The 20,618-nt window shown below is 66.0% G+C and carries 19 protein-coding genes; 9 read left to right on the top strand and 10 right to left on the bottom strand.

Translation table 11 applies throughout. The annotated features are described in order from the left end of the window. Positions 1-61: 61 nt before the first annotated feature. Entirely contained in the window at positions 62-922 is an 861-nt protein-coding gene (locus ACVINW_RS33855) for a DMT family transporter (RefSeq protein ID WP_456755284.1), read from the bottom strand. Further along, the gene (locus ACVINW_RS33850) at positions 919-1,425 is read right to left on the bottom strand and encodes a MarR family winged helix-turn-helix transcriptional regulator (RefSeq protein ID WP_456755283.1); all 507 of its coding nucleotides are present in this window, start codon (positions 1,423-1,425) and stop codon (positions 919-921) included. Before ACVINW_RS33850 ends, ACVINW_RS33855 begins: the two co-directional genes overlap by 4 nt. A gap of 209 nt (positions 1,426-1,634) precedes the next feature. Between ACVINW_RS33850 and ACVINW_RS33845 the strand changes: the two genes are divergently transcribed. After that, positions 1,635-2,432 carry a DUF899 domain-containing protein gene (locus ACVINW_RS33845; RefSeq protein ID WP_456755282.1) on the top strand — a complete coding sequence of 266 codons (798 nt, stop codon included), beginning with the start codon at positions 1,635-1,637 and terminating at the stop codon, positions 2,430-2,432. 33 nt (positions 2,433-2,465) lie between these two features. Here the strand turns inward: ACVINW_RS33845 and ACVINW_RS33840 are convergent, their stop codons facing one another. Further along, on the bottom strand, positions 2,466-3,368 hold the full coding sequence (locus tag ACVINW_RS33840) for a LysR family transcriptional regulator (protein WP_456755281.1): 903 nt from the start codon (positions 3,366-3,368) through the stop codon (positions 2,466-2,468). Between the two features lie 104 nt (positions 3,369-3,472). Between ACVINW_RS33840 and ACVINW_RS33835 the strand changes: the two genes are divergently transcribed. From ACVINW_RS33835 to ACVINW_RS33825, 3 genes are read left to right on the top strand one after another with little or no spacing between them, the layout of a single operon-like run. After that, entirely contained in the window at positions 3,473-4,231 is a 759-nt protein-coding gene (locus ACVINW_RS33835) for a GNAT family N-acetyltransferase (RefSeq protein WP_456755280.1), read from the top strand. After that, complete coding sequence (locus ACVINW_RS33830; RefSeq protein ID WP_456755279.1) at positions 4,228-5,406, top strand: MFS transporter; 1,179 nt, start codon at positions 4,228-4,230, stop codon at positions 5,404-5,406. Before ACVINW_RS33835 ends, ACVINW_RS33830 begins: the two co-directional genes overlap by 4 nt. Positions 5,407-5,452: 46 nt before the next feature. Next, on the top strand, positions 5,453-6,916 hold the full coding sequence (locus ACVINW_RS33825) for a M20/M25/M40 family metallo-hydrolase (protein WP_456755278.1): 1,464 nt from the start codon (positions 5,453-5,455) through the stop codon (positions 6,914-6,916). A 17-nt stretch (positions 6,917-6,933) separates the two neighbouring features. Here ACVINW_RS33825 and ACVINW_RS33820 read toward each other — a convergent pair whose 3' ends face one another. Next, positions 6,934-8,370 (bottom strand): MFS transporter, encoded by a 1,437-nt coding sequence (locus ACVINW_RS33820; RefSeq protein WP_456755277.1) that lies wholly within the window; start codon positions 8,368-8,370, stop codon positions 6,934-6,936. Positions 8,371-8,486: 116 nt separating this feature from the next. Here ACVINW_RS33820 and ACVINW_RS33815 point away from each other — a divergent pair, with 116 nt between their 5' ends. Then, positions 8,487-9,398 (top strand): LysR family transcriptional regulator, encoded by a 912-nt coding sequence (locus ACVINW_RS33815; RefSeq protein ID WP_456755276.1) that lies wholly within the window; start codon positions 8,487-8,489, stop codon positions 9,396-9,398. A gap of 16 nt (positions 9,399-9,414) precedes the next feature. Here the strand turns inward: ACVINW_RS33815 and ACVINW_RS33810 are convergent, their stop codons facing one another. Beyond that, positions 9,415-10,314: a LysR family transcriptional regulator gene (locus ACVINW_RS33810; protein WP_456755275.1), complete on the bottom strand. Its 900-nt coding sequence runs from the start codon at positions 10,312-10,314 to the stop codon at positions 9,415-9,417. A gap of 214 nt (positions 10,315-10,528) precedes the next feature. On the opposite strand from ACVINW_RS33810, the gene ACVINW_RS33805 reads away from it, so the two are divergent. Beyond that, on the top strand, positions 10,529-12,046 hold the full coding sequence (locus tag ACVINW_RS33805) for an MFS transporter (RefSeq protein ID WP_456755274.1): 1,518 nt from the start codon (positions 10,529-10,531) through the stop codon (positions 12,044-12,046). A 51-nt stretch (positions 12,047-12,097) separates the two neighbouring features. Here the strand turns inward: ACVINW_RS33805 and ACVINW_RS33800 are convergent, their stop codons facing one another. Both ACVINW_RS33800 and ACVINW_RS33795 read right to left on the bottom strand, forming a co-directional pair. Continuing rightward, positions 12,098-12,517: a cupin domain-containing protein gene (locus ACVINW_RS33800; RefSeq protein WP_456755273.1), complete on the bottom strand. Its 420-nt coding sequence runs from the start codon at positions 12,515-12,517 to the stop codon at positions 12,098-12,100. Positions 12,518-12,602: 85 nt separating this feature from the next. Next, entirely contained in the window at positions 12,603-13,004 is a 402-nt protein-coding gene (locus ACVINW_RS33795; RefSeq protein ID WP_456755272.1) for an Ohr family peroxiredoxin, read from the bottom strand. A 147-nt stretch (positions 13,005-13,151) separates the two neighbouring features. On the opposite strand from ACVINW_RS33795, the gene ACVINW_RS33790 reads away from it, so the two are divergent. Then, on the top strand, positions 13,152-13,619 hold the full coding sequence (locus ACVINW_RS33790) for a MarR family winged helix-turn-helix transcriptional regulator (protein ID WP_456755271.1): 468 nt from the start codon (positions 13,152-13,154) through the stop codon (positions 13,617-13,619). 67 nt (positions 13,620-13,686) lie between these two features. Here ACVINW_RS33790 and ACVINW_RS33785 read toward each other — a convergent pair whose 3' ends face one another. Together ACVINW_RS33785 and ACVINW_RS33780 are read right to left on the bottom strand one after the other, a co-directional pair. Then, positions 13,687-15,030 (bottom strand): ATP-binding protein, encoded by a 1,344-nt coding sequence (locus tag ACVINW_RS33785; protein WP_456755270.1) that lies wholly within the window; start codon positions 15,028-15,030, stop codon positions 13,687-13,689. Beyond that, positions 15,027-15,749, bottom strand: coding sequence for a response regulator (locus ACVINW_RS33780; RefSeq protein ID WP_456755269.1), 723 nt, complete (start codon positions 15,747-15,749; stop codon positions 15,027-15,029). The genes ACVINW_RS33785 and ACVINW_RS33780 overlap by 4 nt, the downstream gene beginning before the upstream one ends. Before the next feature lie 333 nt (positions 15,750-16,082). Between ACVINW_RS33780 and bamA the strand changes: the two genes are divergently transcribed. Then, entirely contained in the window at positions 16,083-18,554 is a 2,472-nt protein-coding gene (gene bamA, locus ACVINW_RS33775) for an outer membrane protein assembly factor BamA (RefSeq protein WP_456756558.1), read from the top strand. Positions 18,555-18,690: 136 nt separating this feature from the next. Beyond that, on the top strand, positions 18,691-19,242 hold the full coding sequence (locus tag ACVINW_RS33770; protein ID WP_456755268.1) for a carboxymuconolactone decarboxylase family protein: 552 nt from the start codon (positions 18,691-18,693) through the stop codon (positions 19,240-19,242). Between the two features lie 359 nt (positions 19,243-19,601). Here ACVINW_RS33770 and ACVINW_RS33765 read toward each other — a convergent pair whose 3' ends face one another. Further along, positions 19,602-20,411: a phosphotransferase gene (locus tag ACVINW_RS33765; protein WP_456755267.1), complete on the bottom strand. Its 810-nt coding sequence runs from the start codon at positions 20,409-20,411 to the stop codon at positions 19,602-19,604. Between the last annotated feature and the right edge of the window lie 207 nt (positions 20,412-20,618).

Below are 20,618 nucleotides of genomic sequence, written 5' to 3'. Positions count from 1 at the left end.
TAGTCAGATATTGTCCGGGCGTCAATTGCGTTGGTTGCCCGGCGCGGCAGCCGATCGAAACCTAAGCCCGTGCCAGCACCAGCACATTGCCGGCAAGGATCGCGGCGGCGCCGGCGAGTACCGGCCAGCCCAGCGCGAGGTGCTCGAACAGCGCCGACAGCACGAGGGCGACGAGCGGCACGAGCGCGAGCGTGTAGGCGGCGCGGCCGGGACCGAGCCGGCGTACCAGCTCGAAATACAGCATGAAGGTGATGCAGGACGCTGCGACGGCGAGATAGAGGAAGCTCGTGACATAGGACAGCGACAAATCGACCGCAAACCGCGTGCCGGTCGCGACCGCCCACAGCGCGCTCGCGGCTGCGCCGACGAAGGCGCCCCAGGCCAGCACAGAAGAAACCGGCAATCCGGCACGCTGGTTGCGCGCGCCGACGGTGGTGCCGGCGCCGGTCGCGATCGCCGCCGTGAGCGCCCAGGCGAAACCTGCGAGCGATGCGGTGCCATGCGCGCCGGCGCCGGGCAGGAAGATGATCGCGAGCCCGGCGATCCCGCACAGCGCGCCCCACACGAAGCCGGAGGAGATCGGCACACCGAGCGCGGCGCGTGCGATCACGGCGGCGAACAGCGACGAGGTCGAGAGCACCAGCGCCGCAACGCCGCTCGGCATCCGCGCGGTGGCTTCATAGAAGGCGATGAAAGCGATGGCGAAGAACAGCAGGCCCTGCAACGCGACGGCCGAGCGGTCCTTGCGCGGGATCGCAAGCGGCACGCCGCGCAGCCGCCCGTAGCCGAGCAGGATGAGACCTGCGAGCACCATGCGCAGCGCCACCGACCATGGCGCGGGCGTGACGCCGGCCTGCATCGCGGTGGCCAGCGCGCCGCCGCCCCAGAGCAGTGCGGTCAGCGCGAACAGCGCGGCGGTCATGGCGCGCCAATGTCGTCGCGCAGCGCGCGCCAGCCGCCCACGTCGATCCGCGCGCTCTCCGCCTCGAGCCGGGTGAGGGCGGTATCGAGCGTGGTTTGCTCGCTGTCGGAGAGGCGCGCCAGCAGCCGCGCCTCGATCGCGCTGCCGAGTGCGGCGATCCGGTTGAACGCGGCCCGGCCGCTGCGGGTGATGCTGACCGCAGCGTAACGGCGGTCGGTCTTGCCGGGACGCCGCACCGCGAAGCCGAGCTCGGTGAGCTGGCCGATGCCGCGGCTGACCGCGAACGGATCGAGCGCGCAGGCGCGGCCGATCTCGGCGGCATTGGCCGCATCGCGCTCGGCGATGACGGCGAGGATGCGCCAGCCGGCCTGGCTCAGCCCGAATGTCTCGCTGTAGAAGCTCTCCAGCGGGCGCGCGATCTGGGCTGCGACCAGGAACAGGCGATAGGGCAGCCAGGCGCTGAGCTTCAGGCCGTCGTCGGAGGCACGGTCGGTCTGTTTCATGGCGAAAGGCTCGCATAAATGCTTGCAAAGTGCAAGCATTATGCAAGGAGCCCGCGGGGCGCCAATGCGCGCAAATCCCGACACACTTGTCACTCCCGTTCATCACGGCCGCCGCGCCAGATTGCGGCATGGCCAATGACGAACGGCCGCCGGCGCTGGAACTGCGCAGGGGTCCCGGAGTTCGTCCAATTCGAAAGATGGAGAGCATCATGACCAAATCAGCAGAAAACGACCGCGGCGGACTGTCGGCGATGCAGACCCCGCCGGTGGTGTCGCGCGAGGCGTGGGAGGCGGCGCGCCTGGAGATGCTGGTGAAGGAGAAGGCGCATGTGCGCGCGCGCGACGCGCTGGCGGCGGAGCGGCGGCGGATGCCCTGGATGGCGGTCGAGAAGCCGTATGTCTTCGAAGGACCGAACGGCAAGATGAGCCTGCTCGATCTGTTCGAGGGCCGCCGGCAGTTGATCATCTACCGCGCGTTCTTCGAGCCCGGCGTGTTCGGCTGGCCGGATCACGCCTGCCGCGGCTGCTCGCTCGGCGCCGATCAGGTCAGCCACCTCTCGCACCTGAACCAGCGCGACACCACGCTGGCCTACGCCTCGCGCGCACCGCAGGCCGACATCGCGCGGCTGAAGGCGCGGATGGAATGGGAGATGCCGTGGTACACCATCACCGATAGTTTTGACGCCGACTTCGGCGTCGCCGAGTGGCACGGCCACAACGTGTTCATCCGTGATGGCGAGCGGATCTTCCGCACCTACTTCGTCAACAGCCGCGGCGATGAATCAATGGGCACGGTGTGGAGCTATCTCGACATCACGCCGTTCGGTCGGCAGGAGCTCTGGGAGGATTCGCCGAAGGGCTACCCACAGGGCCCGACCTACAAATGGTGGAACTGGCACGACAACTACGAGGCCGAGACCACGCCGAACGCGAAGTGGGCGGCAGTGACCGATGCCGGCGAGGCCGCGTTCCGCAAGATCGCCGAGCAGGAACGCAAGGCGACTTGAGCGGTGGAGCAGGGAGGACGCGCGGCGTCCTCCCTAGCGCTCGTTGTCCTTCGCGGCCGAGAGCGCCTTCAGCGCCGACAGCATCTCGCGCAGCCCGCGGTCGAGGCGCTTGTCGCGGCGGATCACGACCGCGAGCCGGCGGTGGAGTTTGGGCGACAGCGACCGGACGATCAGGTCGTGTTGCTTGGTCCTGGCAGGGACGGCCATGCCGGGCAGGATTGCGCAGCCAAGGCCGGCGCGCACCATCTCCTTGATCGCCTCGACGCTGCCGAGTGACATCAACGGCTTCAGCGACACGCCGCCGCGCGCCAGCCACTCGTCGGCAGTGCGCCGGGTGTTGCCGCCGGGCTCGAACAGCAGCACCGGCCGGGTCGCCAGCACCTCCGGCGTGACCCGCGCCGGCAGCTTCATGTCGCGCGGCGCGATCAGCACGAACTCGTCGCTCATGACCGGAGTGATCTCGAAGCTGCGTCCCGACACCGGCAACGTCACCAGCGCGATGTCGATCGTGTTGTCCTCGACCGCCCGCGCGATCTCCGCGGTGTTGCCGGTCGTGACCGTGATCTCCAGCGACGGCAATGCAGTCCGCAACTCCCTGAGAATCGGCGGCAGCAGGAAGATGCAGGCCGTCGCGCCGGTGCCGAGCCGCACACGGCCGGCGGTTCCCGTGGTTTGCTGGGCGACGGCGTCGACCGCCGAGGTCACGGCGGCGTTGATCTGGTGCGCATGCGAGAGCAGGGCGGCGCCGGCGGCGGTCGGCCTGGCGCGTCGTCCGACCCTCTCGATCAAGGTCGCATTCAGGCTGCGCTCGAGCTGGCGCACCTGCAGGCTCACCGCAGGCTGCGTCAGCTGCAATCGCTCGGCCGCGGCCGAGAAGCTGCCGCTGTCAATCACGACGGCGAAGCTCTCGAGATAGTCGAGGTTGAGGCTCTTCATCAAAGTATCTTTTATGCTGCGCATAAGATGCAAAAGCTTCCCTTATATAAGGCCGGGGCGCATAGTCCGGCAAGCGATGACTTCGACAGATCGGGAAACAGGCATTGTCCGGCCTCAAGTTCATTGGCGGCGTCATCGTCGAGCTGGGGCGCTATCTTGTGGTCTCGCCGCATTCGCGGATTCGCCGCTGGCAGGCGCTGCGCGAGCTTGACGATCGCCTGCTGGCGGATGTCGGACTGTCGCGCAGCGACGTCGAGATGGGTCTATGGTGCGCGCAGCGTGCACCGACGCGAGACGAGAATGGAAAGATGAGCAACAGCGAGAACACCGTGATCCGCGACGCCACCGAGGTCGACATGGCGGAGGTGCAGCGCATCTACGCGCACCATGTGCTCAGCGGGCTGGCGACGTTCGAGGAGGTACCGCCGACGCTCGACGAGATGCTTGGGCGTCGCGCCGCCGTGCTGGCCGCCGGGCTGCCATATCTCGTGGCCGATATTGACGGACGCGTGGCCGGCTACTCCTACGCGACGGCGTACCGGCCGCGGCCCGCCTATCGCAACACCATCGAGGATTCGGTCTACGTGTCGGAAGCCCTGCGCGGCCGCCGCGTTGGCGCGGCGCTGCTGCAGGCGCTGATCGAACGATCGGAGGAGGGGCCCTGGCGGCAAATGATCGCCGTGATCGGCAATAGCGGCAACGCCGGATCGATCGCGCTGCACCGTCGCATGGGTTTCGAGATGGTGGGAACGCTGAGATCGGTCGGCTTCAAGCTCGGGCAATGGGTCGACACCGTCCTGATGCAACGGCCGCTCGGGCTGGGCGCCTCCACGCTCCCCTCGGACAGGGAAGCAACCCGGTGATCGCACGCCGGATCGTGGCCGCCCTCGGGCTGGCGCAACTGATCTCGTGGGGCGCGACCTATTATCTGATCGGCGGGTTCGGCGAGCAGATATCAGCGGATCTCGGCTGGAGCCGCGACATCGTCTATGGCGGGTTTGCCGTAGCGCTGTTGGTGATGGGGGTGACGTCGCCGCTTGCGGGAAAATGGGTCGACGGTCGCGGTGGCCGCGAGGTGATGGTTGCAGGTGCCGTCATCAACGCGCTCGGCTGCGCCGGTCTCGCGGTCTCGCATCAGATCGGCACTTACTTCGCATCGTGGATCGTTCTCGGGCTCGGCATGCGGCTGACGCTGTACGATGCGGCATTTGCGGCGCTGGCCCGGATCGGCGGACCGGAGGCGCGCCGCGCGATGTCCGGCATCACCTTGCTCGGCGGCCTGGCCGCCACCGTGTTCTGGCCGCTCGGCCACGCGCTCTCGGAACATTTCGGCTGGCGCATCGCGGTGCTGGCCTATGCCGGCTTTGCGCTGCTGACGATTCCGCTGCATCTGCTGATTCCCAACCGGCGTTTTGCCGGCGTGCCGACCGCTGCCGCGACGGCAGCCCGGAAGCCGCTCGCGGTCGGCCGGCGGCAATTGGCGGCGGCCGGCGGGCTTTATGCCGTGATCACGACCGGCGCGAACTTCCTCAACGCCGGCATGTCGGCGCACATGATCGCGGTGCTGTCAGGCCTCGGGCTCACGATCACCGTGGCGGTATGGATCGCGACGCTGCGCGGCATCGGGCAATCCGCCGCGCGTCTCTGTGAAATCCTGTTCGGCGCACGGCTCGATCCGCTCGCACTCAACCTGATAGCTTGCCTGATCATGCCGCTGTCCTTCATCGCGGGCCTGTTCAGCGGATGGTCGAAGGAGATGGGAATCGCGTTTGCGCTGCTCTACGGCGCCTGCAACGGCATTCTGACCATCACCCGGGGAACGCTGCCGCTGATCCTGTTCGATCAGCGCAGCTACGGCACGCTGGTCGGCCGGCTCATCGTTCCGAGCTTCATCCTGCCGGCAGCGGCGCCGTTGGTCTACGCGGTCGTGATCGACCGCCTCGGCGATGCGAGCGCGCTCTATCTTTCCATAGGCCTTGCCCTGACAACGCTGGTCGCAGCTGCCATGCTGAAACTGCTGTTTCCGAGGGCTGCCTGAAGGCTGTCCCGCGGCATATGCTTTAGAAAACGGGAGGAACGAGAACGTGACGTCAAAGATCAAGAACAATTTCGCTTCCTTGATGCTCGCCGCGGGCATCGTCTTCTCCGGAACCGGCTTCGGTACCGCCGAGCCTTATGGCGACCGCACGGTGGCGTTGCTCAAGAAGCTGATCGCCTTCGACACCTCGAATGGCCCGGGCGACACCCGGGCGCTCGCCGAATATCTGAAGTCGCAATTCGCGCCGCTCGGCGCCGAGGTGGACATCTTCGTCGCCCCGAACGGCAAGGCCGCGCATTTCATCGCGCGGCTGCGCGGTGACGGCTCGAAGAAACCGGTGCTGCTGGCCGCGCATGCCGACGTCGTTCCGGTCGAGCACGAGAAATGGACCGTCGAGCCGTTTGCCGGCGTCGAGAAGGACGGTTTCGTCTATGGCCGCGGCGCGATGGACTTCAAGGGCGGGCTCGCCGTCTTCGCCAGCGCGGTGATGCGGCTGGCCGAGGAGAAGACGCCGCTGTCGCGCGACGTGATCTTCCTCGCCGAGGCCGACGAGGAGCAGGGCCAGTACAGCACGGTGTGGCTGGCGAAGAACCACTGGGACAAGATCGACGCGGAATTCGCCCTGAACGAAGGCGGCTATGTGCTGCAGGAGCGCGACGGCACGGTGCGCCAGATCAACGTCACGACGGCGGAGAAACTCTCGGCAACGTTTGCGTTGAAGGCGACCGGTCCCTCCGGCCATTCCTCGCGGCCGTTCCCGGCCGGCGCGATGGCCAATGACCGCCTGATCGCGGCGCTGGCCAAGCTCGCGGTGCATGATCCGGCGGTCAAGCTGGTGCCGGCGACCGAGGCCTATTTCAAGGCGCTGCTGCCGATCAGTTCGGAGCAGACGGCTGCCGATATCAAGCAGCTGCTGGCTGCAAGGGACCAGGCCGATCTCGATAAGGCCGGACAGAAGCTGGTCGCCGACAATCCGAAGGACAGCCTGCTGCTGCACGCGCTGCTGCGCGACACCATGGTGATCACGATGATCGATGCCGGCATCAAGCCCAACGTCATTCCCGGCGACGCCAAGGCGGTCGTGAATACGCGGCTGCTGCCGGGAACGACGACAGACCAGATGATTGCCGAGATCAAGCGCGTGATCGGCGATCCCGGCATCGAGGTCAGCATCGTCACCGCGTTGACGCAGCAGGAGGCGCGGGACGCCTATCTGATGCGGAGCAAGATGCCGGGGTCGCCGGTCGAGACCGAGCTTTATGCGGCGCTGGAGCGCAACGCGAAGCGGGTCTGGACCAACGCCGTGCTGGTGCCGACGATGTTCGAGGCTGGGACCGACGCCACCGCCTGGCGCGAGCGCAACGTGCCGGTCTATGGCATCTATCCCTATCCGCTCGACGACGACATCCTGAGCCGGATGCATGGCAATGACGAAAGGATCGGCGTCGAGGCCATCAAGCAGGGCGAGGAGTGGATCTACAACACGCTGCGCGAGGTCGCGAAGAAATAGGATTGCCTCCGGCCAATTCACGCGGCGGGCTCTCGCGGCAGCCACAGCGACAGCCAGCCGCCGAGCGCCAGCAGCGCGACGTTGCAGCCGAGTGCGATCGTGAAGGCATGCGCGTAGTCGTCGGCCTGCGGATGCGGGCCGAGCAGGCTGTAGAACACGCCGCCGATGACCGCGACGCCGAGTGCGGCGCCGATCTGGAATGTCGAGATCATCATGCCCGACGCCAGCCCGGCATGACGCGGATCGATGCTGCCGATCACGGCCTTGATCACCGACGGCATCACGGTGCCGAAGCCGAGCCCGCCGCAGATCAGGCCGAACTCGAGGCTTTGCGGCAGCGCGCCGCCGACCGACAGCATCACGACGCCGAAGCCGATCACCTGGAGCGCGAAGCCCAGCGTCAGCGTGCGCGCGCCGAGCCATTGCATCACCAGCGACGACACCAGTGAGCTGACGAAGAAGCCGGTGGCAAAGGGCAGGGTGGCAAGGCCGGCCGCGAGCGGCGAAAAATGCAGTCCGCTTTGCAGGTAGACCGCAAAGGTCAGATAGAACGACGACAGCATGTAGAAGGCGAGCGCCATCACCAGCCCGATCACGAAATCGCTGTTGCGCAGGAGATGCAGTGCGACTAGCGGATCGCCGCCGCGCGCGGACAGGCGGCCCTCGAAACGGACGAAGGCGGCGAGCAACAGCGGCGACCCCAGCAGCATTGCGACGATCCAGATCGGCCAGCCGGATTCGCGGCCCTCGATCAGCGGATAGACCAGGAGACCGAGCGTGAGCGACAGCAGGAAGACGCCGCCGATGTCGAGCCGCTGGGCATGCTCGGCGCGCGAGTCGGTCAGGAACAGCAGCCCGCCGATGAGGGCGATGAGGCCAATCGGCAGATTGATCAGGAAGATCGCCTGCCAGGCCAGTCCGAACGGATGGGCCGAGACCAGGACGCCGCCGAGCACCTGGCCGCAGATGTTGGCGAGGCCGAACGTCGCGCCGTAGAAGCCGAGCGCGCGGCCCTGCTCGGCCGCGGGGAACAGCACGCGGATCGACGCGAGCACTTGCGGCGCCATCACGGTTGCGGTGAGGCCCTGAAGAATTCGTCCAGCGACGAGCACGGTGGGCGACCAGGCAATGCCGCACATCACCGACGCAATCGTGAAGCCGGCGACGCCGGTCAGGAACATGCGCCGTCGCCCCAAGAGGTCGCCGAGCCGGCCGCCGGTGATCAGGAAGACCGCGTAGGTCGCGGCATAGGCCGAGATCACGAACTGCACCTCGCCCGGGCTCGCGCCGAGACTGTCGCGAATGGCTGGCAGCGCCAGGTTGACGACGTTGAAGTCGAGGATCGGCAGGAAGGCGCCGGTCAGCAGCACCGGCAGCGCCAGCCATCGCCCCGGATCGGCTGCCGCCGGCCGCGTGTCGTGCAATCGGAATGTCTCGGTGGTCTCGCTGGTCACCTTGCAGCTCCTCTGGACAACCGGCGGCGTGTCGCGCCGGTCGATCGAATTCCCGGAAGATGGCCTGTCTGTTTGTGATAAGGTATTACCGAAGAATGCGAAGCGAGTTTGCAAAAATGCACAGTGCTCTCGACTGGAATGACCTCCGCCTCGTGCTCGCGGTTGCACGCGAAGGCAGCCTGTCGGGCGCGGCGCGCAGGTTGGGCGTCACGCATTCGACGGTGTTTCGTCGCCTCGGCGCGATCGAGACCGTGATCGGGACGCGGCTGTTCGAGCGCTTTCGCGATGGTTACGCGCCGACGCCGGCCGGCGAGACCGCGGCGGCGTCGGCGGCCCGGCTCGAGGACGAGGTGCTCGCGCTCGAGCGCAAGCTCGAGGGGCAGGACCTCAGGCCATCGGGCACGGTCCGGATCACGACGACCGATACGCTCGGCACGGTGCTGATGCGGCATCTGCCCGCGATGCGCGCCGCGCATCCGGAGATCCAGCCGGAGATCATCATCTCCAACGCGATGGCGAACCTGACGCGCCGCGAGGCCGAGATCGCGATCCGGCCGACGCCGGCGCCGTCCGAGTTACTGGTCGGGCGGCGGATCGCCGATATTGCCCATGCGGTCTACGGATCGCGCAGCTATCTGGCCCGGCGCGGCGACAAGGATCTGTCGGCGCATGACTGGATCGGGCTCGACGACGCGCTGGCGGGGACCGTCATCGCGGGATGGATGCGCGAGAAGCTTCATGCGGCGCCGATCGCCTGCCGCGTCGATGCGCTGCCGGCGCTGTGTGACGCCGCGGCGGCGGGAATGGGGCTGGCCTTGCTGCCGTGTTACGTCGGCGATGTCGCGCCCGCGCTGCGGCGGGTCACGCCGAAGGCGCTCGTCGAGCCGCGCTCCGCGCTGTGGCTACTGACCCATGACGATCTCAAGCGCACCGCGCGCATTCGCGCGACGCTCGATTTCCTCGCCAAGGCGCTGGCGGCGGAGCGCGCGCTGTTCGAGGGCAAGCGCGCCGGCCGCCCGCGGCGCTAGCCGGTCTTGCAGATGTTCACATCTGAAGGACCTTTGCCGGGGTGCTGCTTGCTGTCCGATCAACTGGCGGCCGATGATGGTCGCGAAAGGCGTTGACGATCGTCTTCAGGATCGCGCGGGATCCGGCGTCGGACAATGCCGACAGCAGCACGATCTCGGACGGGGCCAGCGCAGGGAGGCCGAATTTTTCGCCAACCTCGATCGTGCCGGGAGGCGCCATCCGGCGCGAGAATACCGAAATCGCAAGGCCGGCTGAAACGGCCTCGGCAACGGCAAAGGCGCCGCAACCAAGGAAGGTCTCTGTCCACGGAAGTCCCGCAGCGTCGAGTGCATGCGTCGCGGTGTTGAGGATGCCGCAGGACGGTGAGGAGGCTGCAAGTCGAAACGGCTCGCCGGAGCGATGGACAAAGCCGGGCGTGGCAAACCAGCCGAAATGATCAGGTCCGAGCACGTCGCCGTCGCGGCGGTCGTCCTCGCGAAACACGATCACCGCGTCGATCGTCGCGCGATCGAAGGCATCGATCAGGTCACGGGCATCATCGAGCCGGACCTCGATCGTGAGTGCTGGGTCATGCGCGCTCAGCCGCGCCAGCACCGTGGGGAGCTCGGGCGCTCCGACATGGGTGGCTATTCCGAGCGAGAAACGGCGGCGCGCCGACGACAGGCCGGCGACGGCGCGGTCGTGCGCGGCAAGGAAGGCGCGCGCGGGTTCGAGAAACACCGCGCCCTGTGCCGACAGGCGCACCGATCGCGGCGTCCGCTCGACCAGCCTCTGTCCGACCTGGCGCTCCAGTCGCTTCAGCTTCACGCTGATCGCGCCTTGCGTGGTGCCGAGCGCATCGGCGGCACGGGTGAAGCTGTTGAGATCGGCGATCGTCACGAACGCCTTGACGGCATCGACATCGAGGGTGGTCATGTCATTCATCCGGAATTGTTGTCTCTGAAATATCTAGTCATCGAATTCACCAATGCTCAAGCGGTGACTAGCTTTGCGTTGTGAAGCGCCGCGGCCACCCGATTCCTGCCGCTGCTGCCTCAAGACATCGTGAGTCGATCGACCGACGCTGCTGCCAGCACCCTGGCACCAGCGCGCGGTATGCCGTTGGCTCGTCACAACAAAAGGCCCGATCATGTCAACTGAACTGAGCCGCCGCGGCGCTGTCGTGCTGTCTGCCGTATGCCTTGCCTGCCTGATGTTTGGATTGGAGATCTCCAGCATTCCCGCGATCCTGCCGACGCTGGAGCGGGTGCTGCATGCCGACTTCAAGGCGCTGCAATGGATCATGAACGCCTACACCATCGCGGTGACCACGGTGCTGATGGCGATCGGGACGGTGGCGGACCGCTACGGGCGCAAGCGCGTCTTCCTGGTCGCGATCGCCGCCTTCGGCATCACCTCGCTGATCTGCGGCGTCGCCTCGAGCGTCGAGATGCTGATCGTCGCCCGGTTCCTGCAAGGGCTGAGCGGCGGCGCGCTGCTGATCTGCCAGATCGCCGTGCTGTCGCACGAATTCCAGGGCGGCCGGCTGCGCGCCGTCGCCTGGGGCTGGTGGGGCGTGATCTTCGGCATCGGCCTCGGCTTCGGGCCGGTCATCGGCGGCGCCGTGGTCGCGGTGTCGAGTTGGGAATGGGTGTTCCTGGTCCACGTGCTGTTCGCTGCGATCGCCTTCGTGCTGACCATCGGCGGCGTTCACGAATCGAAAGACCCCAAGGCCAGCAGCCTCGACGTCGCCGGCATCGTGACGATGTCGCTCGCGGTGTTCTGCCTCGCGTTCTACATCACGCAGGGGCCTGATCTCGGCTTCGTCAGTCCGAAGGGGCTTGCAATCTTCGCCGTCTCCGTCGTGAGCTTCATCGCGTTCCTGGTTGCCGAGAAGGTCAGCCGTCGACCGATGTTCGACTTCTCGGTGTTTCGGATACCCGCATTCTCCGGTTCGATCGTCGGCTCGGCGGCGATGAACCTGAGCTACTGGCCGTTCATGATCTATCTGCCGATCTGGTTTCATGCCGGCCTCGGCTATGACAGCGTGTCCGCGGGGCTTGCATTGCTCGCCTACACACTGCCGACCTTGGTGATGCCGCCGTTCGCCGAGCGGCTGTCGCTGCGCTATCAGCCGGGCCTGATCATTCCGGCGGGGCTGTTCACCATCGGCGCCGGATTCATGCTGATGAAGTTCGGCAGTGCCGCCGCACAGCCGGACTGGCTGACGATGCTGCCGGGCTGCCTGCTTGCCGGAATTGGCCTCGGCATCACCAATACGCCGGTGACCAACACGACGACAGGCTCGGTCTCGAGCGACCGCGCCGGCATGGCGTCCGGCATCGACATGAGCGCGCGCATGGTCTCGCTGTCGATCAACATCGCGCTGATGGGGTTCATCCTGGCGAGCGGCGTGCTGGCGCATCTGAAGGCCGTGCTGCCGTCGATGGACGGCGCGCAGCTTCGCGCAATCGCCGAGCGGATCGCCGCCGGCGACGCCGCTTCGGCGCCGGAGCTGACCGGCTCGATCGTGCATCAGGCACTCGCGAGCGGGTTCGGTTGGGTGATGCTCTATGGCGGCATCGGCGTCTGGATCATGGCCGCGATCAGCTTCCTGATCTTCAATGCGCGGCAGGTCGTGCAGGCCGAAGCTCAGGGCACGAAGTGAATTGATGCCGCCGCGCCCGCCCTGAAGGAAAGGGCGGGCAGGCGGGATCGGTCACCTCACGAGGGTCAGCAGCGGCTTGTCCTTTTCGACGATATAGGTCGCAAGCTCGCTGGCCGTGACGTCGCCGACGTTCTTCGCCGCGTGGATCGCGCCTGCGGGGATGAACAGCACGTCACCGGCCCTCAGCGTTGCCGGCGGTCTGCCGTCGACATCGTATTCGAGCGTGCCGGCGAGCACATAGATGATCTCCTCGCCGGGATGGGTGTGCCGGCCGAACGCCTTGCCGGGTGCGATGTCGACGCGCACTTGCACGGCTTCACGTCCGGCCGCGCTGAGGTCGTGGCGCTGCAGGTCGGTTCGGGCGATGCCGGCCGGCTGCTCCGCCTGCGCGCTCGGGATCGTCAGGAGACTCGCCGCGAACAAGGCCGTCCTCGCGAGGAGGCGCGTCGCCGTCAACAGCTTACTGGTCATCTTGAACTCCGGATTTTCGTCTGGATCGGTCCAACCGCGAACCGGCAAGCGGCCGGTCCGCGTCGGAGGTCGTCATGTGCTGGTCTCAAACGAGGGTGGTCGTGACGTCGATGTTGCCGTGCACCGCCTTGGAGTAGGGGCAGATGCCGTGCGCGGCTTCGATCAGCTGTTGCGCGACGTCGCGCTCCACGCCGGGAACGTGGACGTTGAGGCGCGCGCTCAGGAAGAAGGCGCTGCCGGCCTGGTTCAGATCGATCTCGGCGTCGACCTCGGGCTCGCTCGCGAGCTTGACCTTGCGCTGTCCGGCCGCGAGCTGGATCGCGCCGATGTAGCAGGCCGACCAGGCGGCGGCGAACAGGTTTTCGGCGGCCGGGTGCGGCTGCGGCAGCTTGACGTCGAGGAAGCCGTCGCGCGAGCGGGCGGCACCGTTCGAGCCGGCGGTGACGTGGGTCTGTCCGGTGACGAGAACCTTGGCATTGGTGGTCATGGCAAATTCCTCTGGTTGAATTTAGATCGCATCCGATCTAATCGGACGCGTGTCGAAATAAGCCGCGTGCCCGGGCGTGTCAAGCACTTCCGATTTAATCGGATACGATTTATATTGACCCGGACTTCACAAACTCCGGAGCCGCCCGTGACCCGCCTCGCCAAGGCCGAAAGCAAAGGCCGAAAACTGTCGAATTTTCTGTGCTTTGCGGTCTATTCGGCCAATCTGGCCTTCGGCCGCGCCTACAAGCCGATCCTGGACGCGGTCGGCCTGACCTATACCCAGTACATTGCCATGATCGCGCTGTCGGAGGCGGACGACCAGACCGTCAGCGCGCTCGGCGAGAAGCTGTTCCTGGAATCCAACACGCTGACGCCGATCCTCAAGAAGCTCGAGCAGAGCGGCTATATCAGCCGCACCCGCGATCCCGCCGACGAGCGGCAGGTGCGGGTGAGCCTGACGGCCGCCGGCCGGCGCCTGCTCGACAAGGAGATCAACGCGTCGCTGGTCGAGGCCACCGGGCTCGGGGACGAGTTTCCGATCGTGCAGAAGAGCGTGGTCAGGCTGCGCGACAATCTGCTGCATCACACGCGCGGCGATACGAAGAAGGGCTGAGCCTCCGGCGGCGACTGCTGTGTCACGCCGGACGAGCTGAAACCGCGTTCTCAGAAGCTCACTTGAGTTAGCCCGACACGAGCTCGCGCAGCGCGGGGCGAGATGGGCTCGCTTCGGCGCGATCCGATCCAAGATGCACGGCCCCCGGCAGCGCGATGCGGACCAGAAGGCCGTGCGGCTCGTTGTCGTGCAGGGACAGCTCGCCGCCGTGCCCACGCACCAAGGCCTGCGCGATCGAAAGACCAAGCCCGAAGCCGCTCTTCTCGTCCATGGTGCGGGCCTCGTTGCCGCGGACGAAGGGCTTCAGCATATCGGCCCGGAGGTGCTCCGGAATCCCCGGACCGTCGTCGGAGACGTCGATGACGGTCCGATCGGCGGATGCGGAGAGCCGGATATCGACCTCGCTGCCGAACCGCAGCGCGTTTTCCACCAGATTGGTCACGGTGCGGCTGATCTCGCTGGGGCGAATCAGCAGCGATCCCCTGGTCGGGCCGTGGTAGCGCACGACGTGGCCGCAATCGGAGAATTGCTCGCAGACCGTCTGCAGCAGCGCGGCCACGTTGACCAGCGTCGGCTTCGCCGCGCTGCCGCCGCTCAGGAACGACAGCACGGATTCCAGCATGGCCTGCATCTGGTCGAGATCGTGCAGGGTCTCCGCGCGCTGGGCGTCGTTCTCGATATATTCGGACCGCAGCCGCAGCCGGGTGATCGGCGTCCGCAGATCATGACTGATGGCAGCCAGCATCCGCGTGCGATCGTTCATCAGGGTGGTGATGCGTTCGCGCATGCGATTGAGTGCGACCGCGGCAGCGCGGATTTCCTGCGGACCGGTTTCCGGAAGCGGAGCGGCCGCCTGGCTGATGCTGAAATTCTCGGCGGCGCGGGCAAAGGCGGAGAGCGGCGCGCTCAGCGCGCGACCGGCCCAGACGCCGAGCAGCGTGACGCTGACGAACAGGAACAGGAACGTGCTGACCCAGAATGCGCCGAAGAAAGGCGGCATTTTCGTCGGGCCGATCGTCGCTTCGATCAGGGCTCCGTCCGGTAACCGAACCGCCGCCGCCGCGGCCTTCGCGGAAAACTCATCGATATCGTCGACGCCGGGCGTATCGGACGAAGCCCTGTCAGACAAGCCTGGAGCGGCGTCGCGCAAGGTGAAGTGCAAGCGGGGAAAGGCCCGGTCGGCCGCCTGCAACAGCGCTGGGCGATTGGCCTGAGGCGCCTCGGCCAGAAGCTTGGCAACCAGCTGGAACTGATGGATCGGCCGGTCGGCGAACGATTTCGGTTTCTGGCTGGTGAAGTAAAGCCCGATCAGCGCGTGGATCAGCACCAGCGACAGCAGGATCAGGGCTGCGATCTGGCCGCTGATCCGGTGGAAGCTGAACAGCGCGGCAATCCTGCGGGTCCAGCTCATGCGTCCTCCACATGCGGCGTGAAGATGTATCCGCCGGTGCGCACCGTCCTGATGACAGACGATCCTTCGGTGATATCGAGCTTGCGGCGAAGCCGGCTGACCAGCACGTCGATGCTGCGCCCGAACGGGCTGGCCGGCCGGCTGCGCGTCATGGTCAACAGACCATCGCGCGTCAGGATCCGGCCGGGCCGCTCGCAGAACACCTGCAGCAGATCGAACTCGGCGCTGGTCAGCGTGACCTGGGCGCCGTCGGGATCGCGCAGTTCGCGCAAGCGCAGATCGATGGTCCAATCGTGGAAGCGCAGGCGGGCGGCGCTCTGGCCGGAGCGCCCGGCAAGGTCGGCCTGCGCCTGGCGGCGCAGCACGGCATTGATCCGCGCCAGCAGCTCGCGCGGATTGAACGGCTTGGCGAGATAGTCGTCCGCGCCCATCTCGAGCCCGAGGATCCGGTCGAGGTCCTCGCCCTTCGCGGTCAGCATGATGATCGGGATCGTCGAATCGCCGCGGAGGCGGCGGCACAGGGTCAGTCCGTCCTCTCCCGGCAGCATCAGATCGAGCACGACGAGATCGAGCGAGTGCCCGGCAAGGTAACGATCCATTTCCCGGCCGTTCGAGGCCGTGGCGACCAGACAGGATTGGTCGCGCAGGTAGCGGGCGATCAGGTCTCTGGTTGGCAGATCGTCCTCGACGACGAGGATCTTTGGCGTATGTGCAAGCATGGTCCGTCACGAGCCTCATGATAAGGGCATTTCACGCGCGTTGCGGCGCGCTCAGCCACCAATCGACCAGCATAGGCGTCGCTTGTGGGCGGCATTACGCCTTTTCGTAAGCATAGTGTTTCTGAACTGTGAGCGGCGCACGCAGGCGGAAACAATCCGGGCGGGCGTCACGCCTCGTTGCGCTCACAGTCCCAAATCACTGGAAATAATCCCGCAATCCTGCAGCCACACCGCAGCCATCACCATCCCGTCACAACGGGTGACTTGTTCGCGAGGTGTGGAATGAAGACGTGGCGGAGCCTTGTCGCGGCGATCGTGCTTACGGGCTTTTCGATGCCGGGGACGTCGGGGACATCGCTGATGACTTGGCTATTGGTGGCACCGGTGGCGGCTCAATCGGTTGATGCGATCACGATCGAAGGCAATCGCAGGGTCGAGGCGGAGACCGTCCGCTCCTATTTCAGGCCCGGGCCCGGCGGCCATTTCGATCAGGCGGCCATCGACGACGCGCTCAAGGAGCTGGTCGGGACCGGCCTGTTCCAGGACGTCAAGATCAATCGCGTCGGCGGCCGGATCGTGGTTTCGGTGATCGAGAACCCGGTGATCGACCGCGTCGCGTTCGAGGGCAACAAGAAGGTCAAGGACGAGCAGCTCTCGGCCGAGATACAGTCGAAGCCGCGGGGCACGCTGTCGCGGCCGATGGTTCAGTCGGACGCGCTGCGGATCGCGGAGATCTATCGGCACTCCGGCCGCTACGACGTGCGTGTCACGCCCGAGATCATCGAGCGCTCGAACAACCGCGTCGATCTCGTCTTCACCGTCGACGAGGGCGCCAAGACCGGCATCAAGACCATCGAGTTCATGGGCAACAACAGCTTCTCGGCATCGCGCCTCAAGGACGTGATCAAGACCCATGAGACCAACTTCCTGAGCTTCCTCGGCAACGCCAACATCTACGACCCCGACCGTGTCGAGGCCGACCGCGACCTGATTCGCCGTTTCTATCTGAAGCACGGCTACGCGGACGTGCAGGTGGTGGCCGCGCTCGCCGAGTATGACCCGGAGCACAAGGGCTTTCAGGTGACCTTCAAGATCGAGGAAGGGCAGCTGTACCGCGTCGCGACCGTGAGCTTCCAGTCCGGCATTGCCGGCTTCGATCCGAACAGCCTGCGCTCGCTGTCGCGCGTCAGCGTAGGTTCGCTCTACAACGCAGAGGCAATCGAGAAGTCGGTCGAGGAGATGCAGATCGAGGCATCGCGCCGTGGCTACTCCTTCGCAGTGGTCCGTCCGGACGGCAACCGGAATTTCGAGTCCCATACGGTAGGGATCGTGTTCCATGTGGACGAAGGGCCACGCACCTATATCGAGCGGATCGACATTCGCGGCAACGGCCGCACCCGCGACTACGTGATCCGTCGCGAGTTCGACATCTCCGAGGGCGATGCGTACAACCGCGCGCTGGTCGACCGTGCCGAGCGGCGATTGAAAAATCTCGACTACTTCAAGACGGTGAAGATCACCACCGAACCCGGCTCATCGAGCGATCGCGTCATCCTGGTTGTCGATCTGGAGGAGAAGTCGACTGGCGACTTCTCGGTCTCGGGCGGCTATTCGACCACCGACGGCGCGCTCGCCGAGGTCAGCATCTCCGAACGCAATCTGCTCGGCCGCGGCCTGTATGCGAAAGCATCGGTCAGCTACGGCCAGTACTCGCGCGGCCTGACGTTGTCCTTTGTCGAACCCTATCTGCTCGACTATCGCATCGCGCTCGGGCTCGATGCCTATTACAAGGAGCAGCTGCCGACGGCCTACACGACCTATGGCGTCAAGACGATCGGGTTCTCGCCGCGGCTCGGCCTTGCCCTGCGCGAGGACCTGACCCTCCAGCTGCGCTATTCGCTCTATCAGCAGGAAATCTCGCTCGATAGCGCCTATAATAATTGCAACAACAACGCGGCCAACACCTCGCTCGCGTTCAATCCGACGCCCGCCTACATCCAGAGTGTGCTCCACGGCGTCGACCCCACCAATTCGGTCTCGTCGGGGCTTTATGGATATGGTTGCTATGGCGACGGCGAATCGACGCTGCCCGTGCGTGAAGAACTGGCGCAGGGCGCGACCTGGACCTCGGCGGTCGGCTATACGCTGACCTACAACACGCTCGACAACAACAAGAACCCGACCGACGGCTTGCTGATCGACTTCAAGCAGGATTTTGCCGGCGTCGGCGGCGACGTGACCTATCTGAAGAGCGCGGTCGACGCCAAATACTACACGCCGTTGGTGTCCGATCTCGTCGGCCTGATCCATCTGCAGGGTGGCCTGCTCAGCAAGGTCGGAAACAATGATCTGCGCATGCTCGATAATTTCCAGATGGGGCCGAATCTGGTGCGCGGCTTTGCCTCCGGCGGCATCGGGCCGCGTGACATCACCTATGCGAGCTTGGGGGCGACCGGGGATGCGCTCGGCGGCACCAAATATTGGGGCGCGTCGATGGAGCTGCAGATGCCGTTCTGGTTCCTGCCCTCCGAGGTCGGGTTGAAGGGCGCGGTCTATGCCGACGCCGGCTCGCTGTGGGATTACCAGGGCCCGACCTCGTGGGCTGCGACCGGTGAGGTGAATACGGCTGCCTGCAAATGCGGCCTGCAATACGACGACGAGAACGTGGTGCGGACCTCGGTCGGCGTCGGCCTGATCTGGGCGTCGCCATTCGGCCCGCTGCGCTTCGACTACGCAGTGCCGATCACGAAGGGCAAATACGACATCGTGCAGGAGTTCAGGTTCGGCGGCGGCACCTCGTTCTAGGCAGGGCGACGCCTTTGCCGGCACTGCGCGCGCGGCACCGATCCGGCGTGATATTTGCCATGCCGCCGGGCGGCTTGCGGTATCGGACGAAGCGGGGCAGGTTGCATCGGTTCAATTCCGATCCGAGGCAATATCCATGTCACGCGTGTCCATCAAGACCAGGAACGACCTGCCGGCCGAGCTCAAACCGCTGTGGGACAAGATGACCACTTATGGCGCGTTCGAGAACCAGGCCGGGGTCATGGCGCTGCGTCCGCCGATCTTCAAACACATGTGGTCCCTGCTGGTCGATCTCGCCGACGAGGCGGTGATCTCGAAACGGCATCTCGAGCTCGCGCTGGTGACGGTCTCGCTGTTGAACAAGTGCGACTATTGCGTGTCGCACCACGCGCCGAAGCTTGCGATCCAGGGCGTCTCGGAGGCGGGCGCCGACCGATTGCTCGACTATCAGGATCACCCCGAGCTCGATTCGCTCGACAAGCTGGTGGTCGAATATGCGATCGCCGTCACCAACAACTGGAATAGGACCCGCGACGAGGTCTTCGTGCGCCTGCGCGAGCATTTCTCGGAAGCGCAGATCGTCGAGCTGACCTGGCGGATCGCGCTGTGCGGCGCCTTCAATCGCTTCAACGACATTTTGCAGCTCGACGTCGAGCAGGGCGTCCCGCAGCGCGAAGCCGCGGAGTGATGGTCTGATCGCGTCTCCTTGCAACACCTATTCCTGCTGGGCGCCGACCGGGTCTGGCCGCATCAGATGGTCGGCACCGCGCGCGGCTCGGCGGCAAGGTGGTCGGGACCAAATGCATGCTGGCGACCGAGGCGGATTTCTCGCCCTGATCAGGGAGATCGCCGCGAACAAGACCAAGGTGCCGCTGTACGTGGTGAGGGCGGGATGGATTCATCTGGCAGGCCGACGAGGCCGGGTCGCTCAAGGACATCATCGCCGAAGCGGACGGCACTGGTGCAGGTCCGAGCCGCTTGGCCAGATTGCGCCGCAGCCGGGATGCAGTCTGGCCGGTCGCTGAGACTGGCGTGCGACCATTCAATTCAGCCATCCGAGCGCAGGGCCGCCTCGACGCGCTGGATCAGCCGCTCCCGCATGTCGGGCTTGGCCCCGCCGAGCAGAAGGAAGACGCGGACGATCGGCAAATAGGGCTGCATCGCCGCCGTCAGCGCCGCAGGGGTGATGGCGGCCAGCCGCGCATACTCCGCCTGCAGAACCGAATTGACCGTGGCCCGCTCCGGATCATCGGCGTATTCCAGGTCAAGCTCGGCCATCAGGACATGGCACTGCGCAATCTCGTAGGCGGCGGGCGCACGGGCCGCGCCGAGCCAGTCGATCAATCTCGGACCCTGCGCCGTCATGATCACGTTGCCGGGGTGAAGATCGGAATGGCACAGCACATCATCGGGCGCGAGGTGCTCGATCAGCGCGAGGACGCCGGTGGTGATGCGCTCCGGAAGCACGCTGCCGGCAAACCGCAATCGGGCGTCCATCGCCTCGCGCAGCGAGAATGCGACCGGCGGCGGTCGCGTCTTGTGAACGGCAAGGCAGAGCGTCGCAAGAATTGCGCCGGCTTGTTCACGCGTGATGGCGCCGGTGCGCATCGCCTGCAACAGGGTCGGCCCATCGAACCGCGGCAGTACGATGCCGAAGCGGCCGTCGAGAGTGACTTCGCCGAACACCTCCGGCGCCGGGCCGCCGGCGGCGAAGACCGCGCGGGTTATTTGCGTCTCGTGCTGGACGACCCAGCGCGGGATGCCTGGCTTGGATAGCTTGACGACCTGACCGGGCGCCCAGGCGTGGACATCCGCGAAAAGCCCACTGCCGATCTTCTCTCCCAGCGACCCCTGCATGCCCATTCTCCGCCGTGATAGAGGAAACACCGGCGGCGAGAGAAAAGGAACCCCTCCCGTCGCAGGGCGGACCGACACGATGATCGCCTCTCAGCGTGCAGAGGCCTTCGTCCGCTCCGCTCGACGCCAGGCTCGAAAAAAATGAGCTGGCGCGGCCCTTCGTTGTCGGTTCCAGTCCGCTCCGTTCGTCTTCCAGCCAGAACGGAC

Source organism: Bradyrhizobium sp. USDA 4461 (assembly GCF_054055655.1).
The sequence above is the reverse complement of the archived record's forward strand: the minus strand, read 5'-3'. Positions and strand labels throughout refer to the sequence as shown.

Excerpts from the sequence above, each read along its gene's own strand:
- ACVINW_RS33850 (WP_456755283.1), bottom strand. The coding sequence starts at position 1,425 with ATGAAACAGACCGACCGTGCCTCCGACGACGGCCTGAAGCTCAGCGCC.
- ACVINW_RS33845 (WP_456755282.1), top strand. The coding sequence starts at position 1,635 with ATGACCAAATCAGCAGAAAACGACCGCGGCGGACTGTCGGCGATGCAG.
- ACVINW_RS33780 (WP_456755269.1), bottom strand. The coding sequence starts at position 15,749 with ATGCTTGCACATACGCCAAAGATCCTCGTCGTCGAGGACGATCTGCCA.
- ACVINW_RS33800 (WP_456755273.1), bottom strand. The coding sequence starts at position 12,517 with ATGACCAGTAAGCTGTTGACGGCGACGCGCCTCCTCGCGAGGACGGCC.
- ACVINW_RS33815 (WP_456755276.1), top strand. The coding sequence starts at position 8,487 with ATGCACAGTGCTCTCGACTGGAATGACCTCCGCCTCGTGCTCGCGGTT.
- ACVINW_RS33770 (WP_456755268.1), top strand. The coding sequence starts at position 18,691 with ATGTCACGCGTGTCCATCAAGACCAGGAACGACCTGCCGGCCGAGCTC.
- ACVINW_RS33795 (WP_456755272.1), bottom strand. The coding sequence starts at position 13,004 with ATGACCACCAATGCCAAGGTTCTCGTCACCGGACAGACCCACGTCACC.
- ACVINW_RS33765 (WP_456755267.1), bottom strand. The coding sequence starts at position 20,411 with ATGCAGGGGTCGCTGGGAGAGAAGATCGGCAGTGGGCTTTTCGCGGAT.
- ACVINW_RS33810 (WP_456755275.1), bottom strand. The coding sequence starts at position 10,314 with ATGACCACCCTCGATGTCGATGCCGTCAAGGCGTTCGTGACGATCGCC.
- ACVINW_RS33805 (WP_456755274.1), top strand. The coding sequence starts at position 10,529 with ATGTCAACTGAACTGAGCCGCCGCGGCGCTGTCGTGCTGTCTGCCGTA.
- ACVINW_RS33855 (WP_456755284.1), bottom strand. The coding sequence starts at position 922 with ATGACCGCCGCGCTGTTCGCGCTGACCGCACTGCTCTGGGGCGGCGGC.
- ACVINW_RS33785 (WP_456755270.1), bottom strand. The coding sequence starts at position 15,030 with ATGAGCTGGACCCGCAGGATTGCCGCGCTGTTCAGCTTCCACCGGATC.
- bamA (WP_456756558.1), top strand. The coding sequence starts at position 16,083 with ATGCCGGGGACGTCGGGGACATCGCTGATGACTTGGCTATTGGTGGCA.
- ACVINW_RS33840 (WP_456755281.1), bottom strand. The coding sequence starts at position 3,368 with ATGAAGAGCCTCAACCTCGACTATCTCGAGAGCTTCGCCGTCGTGATT.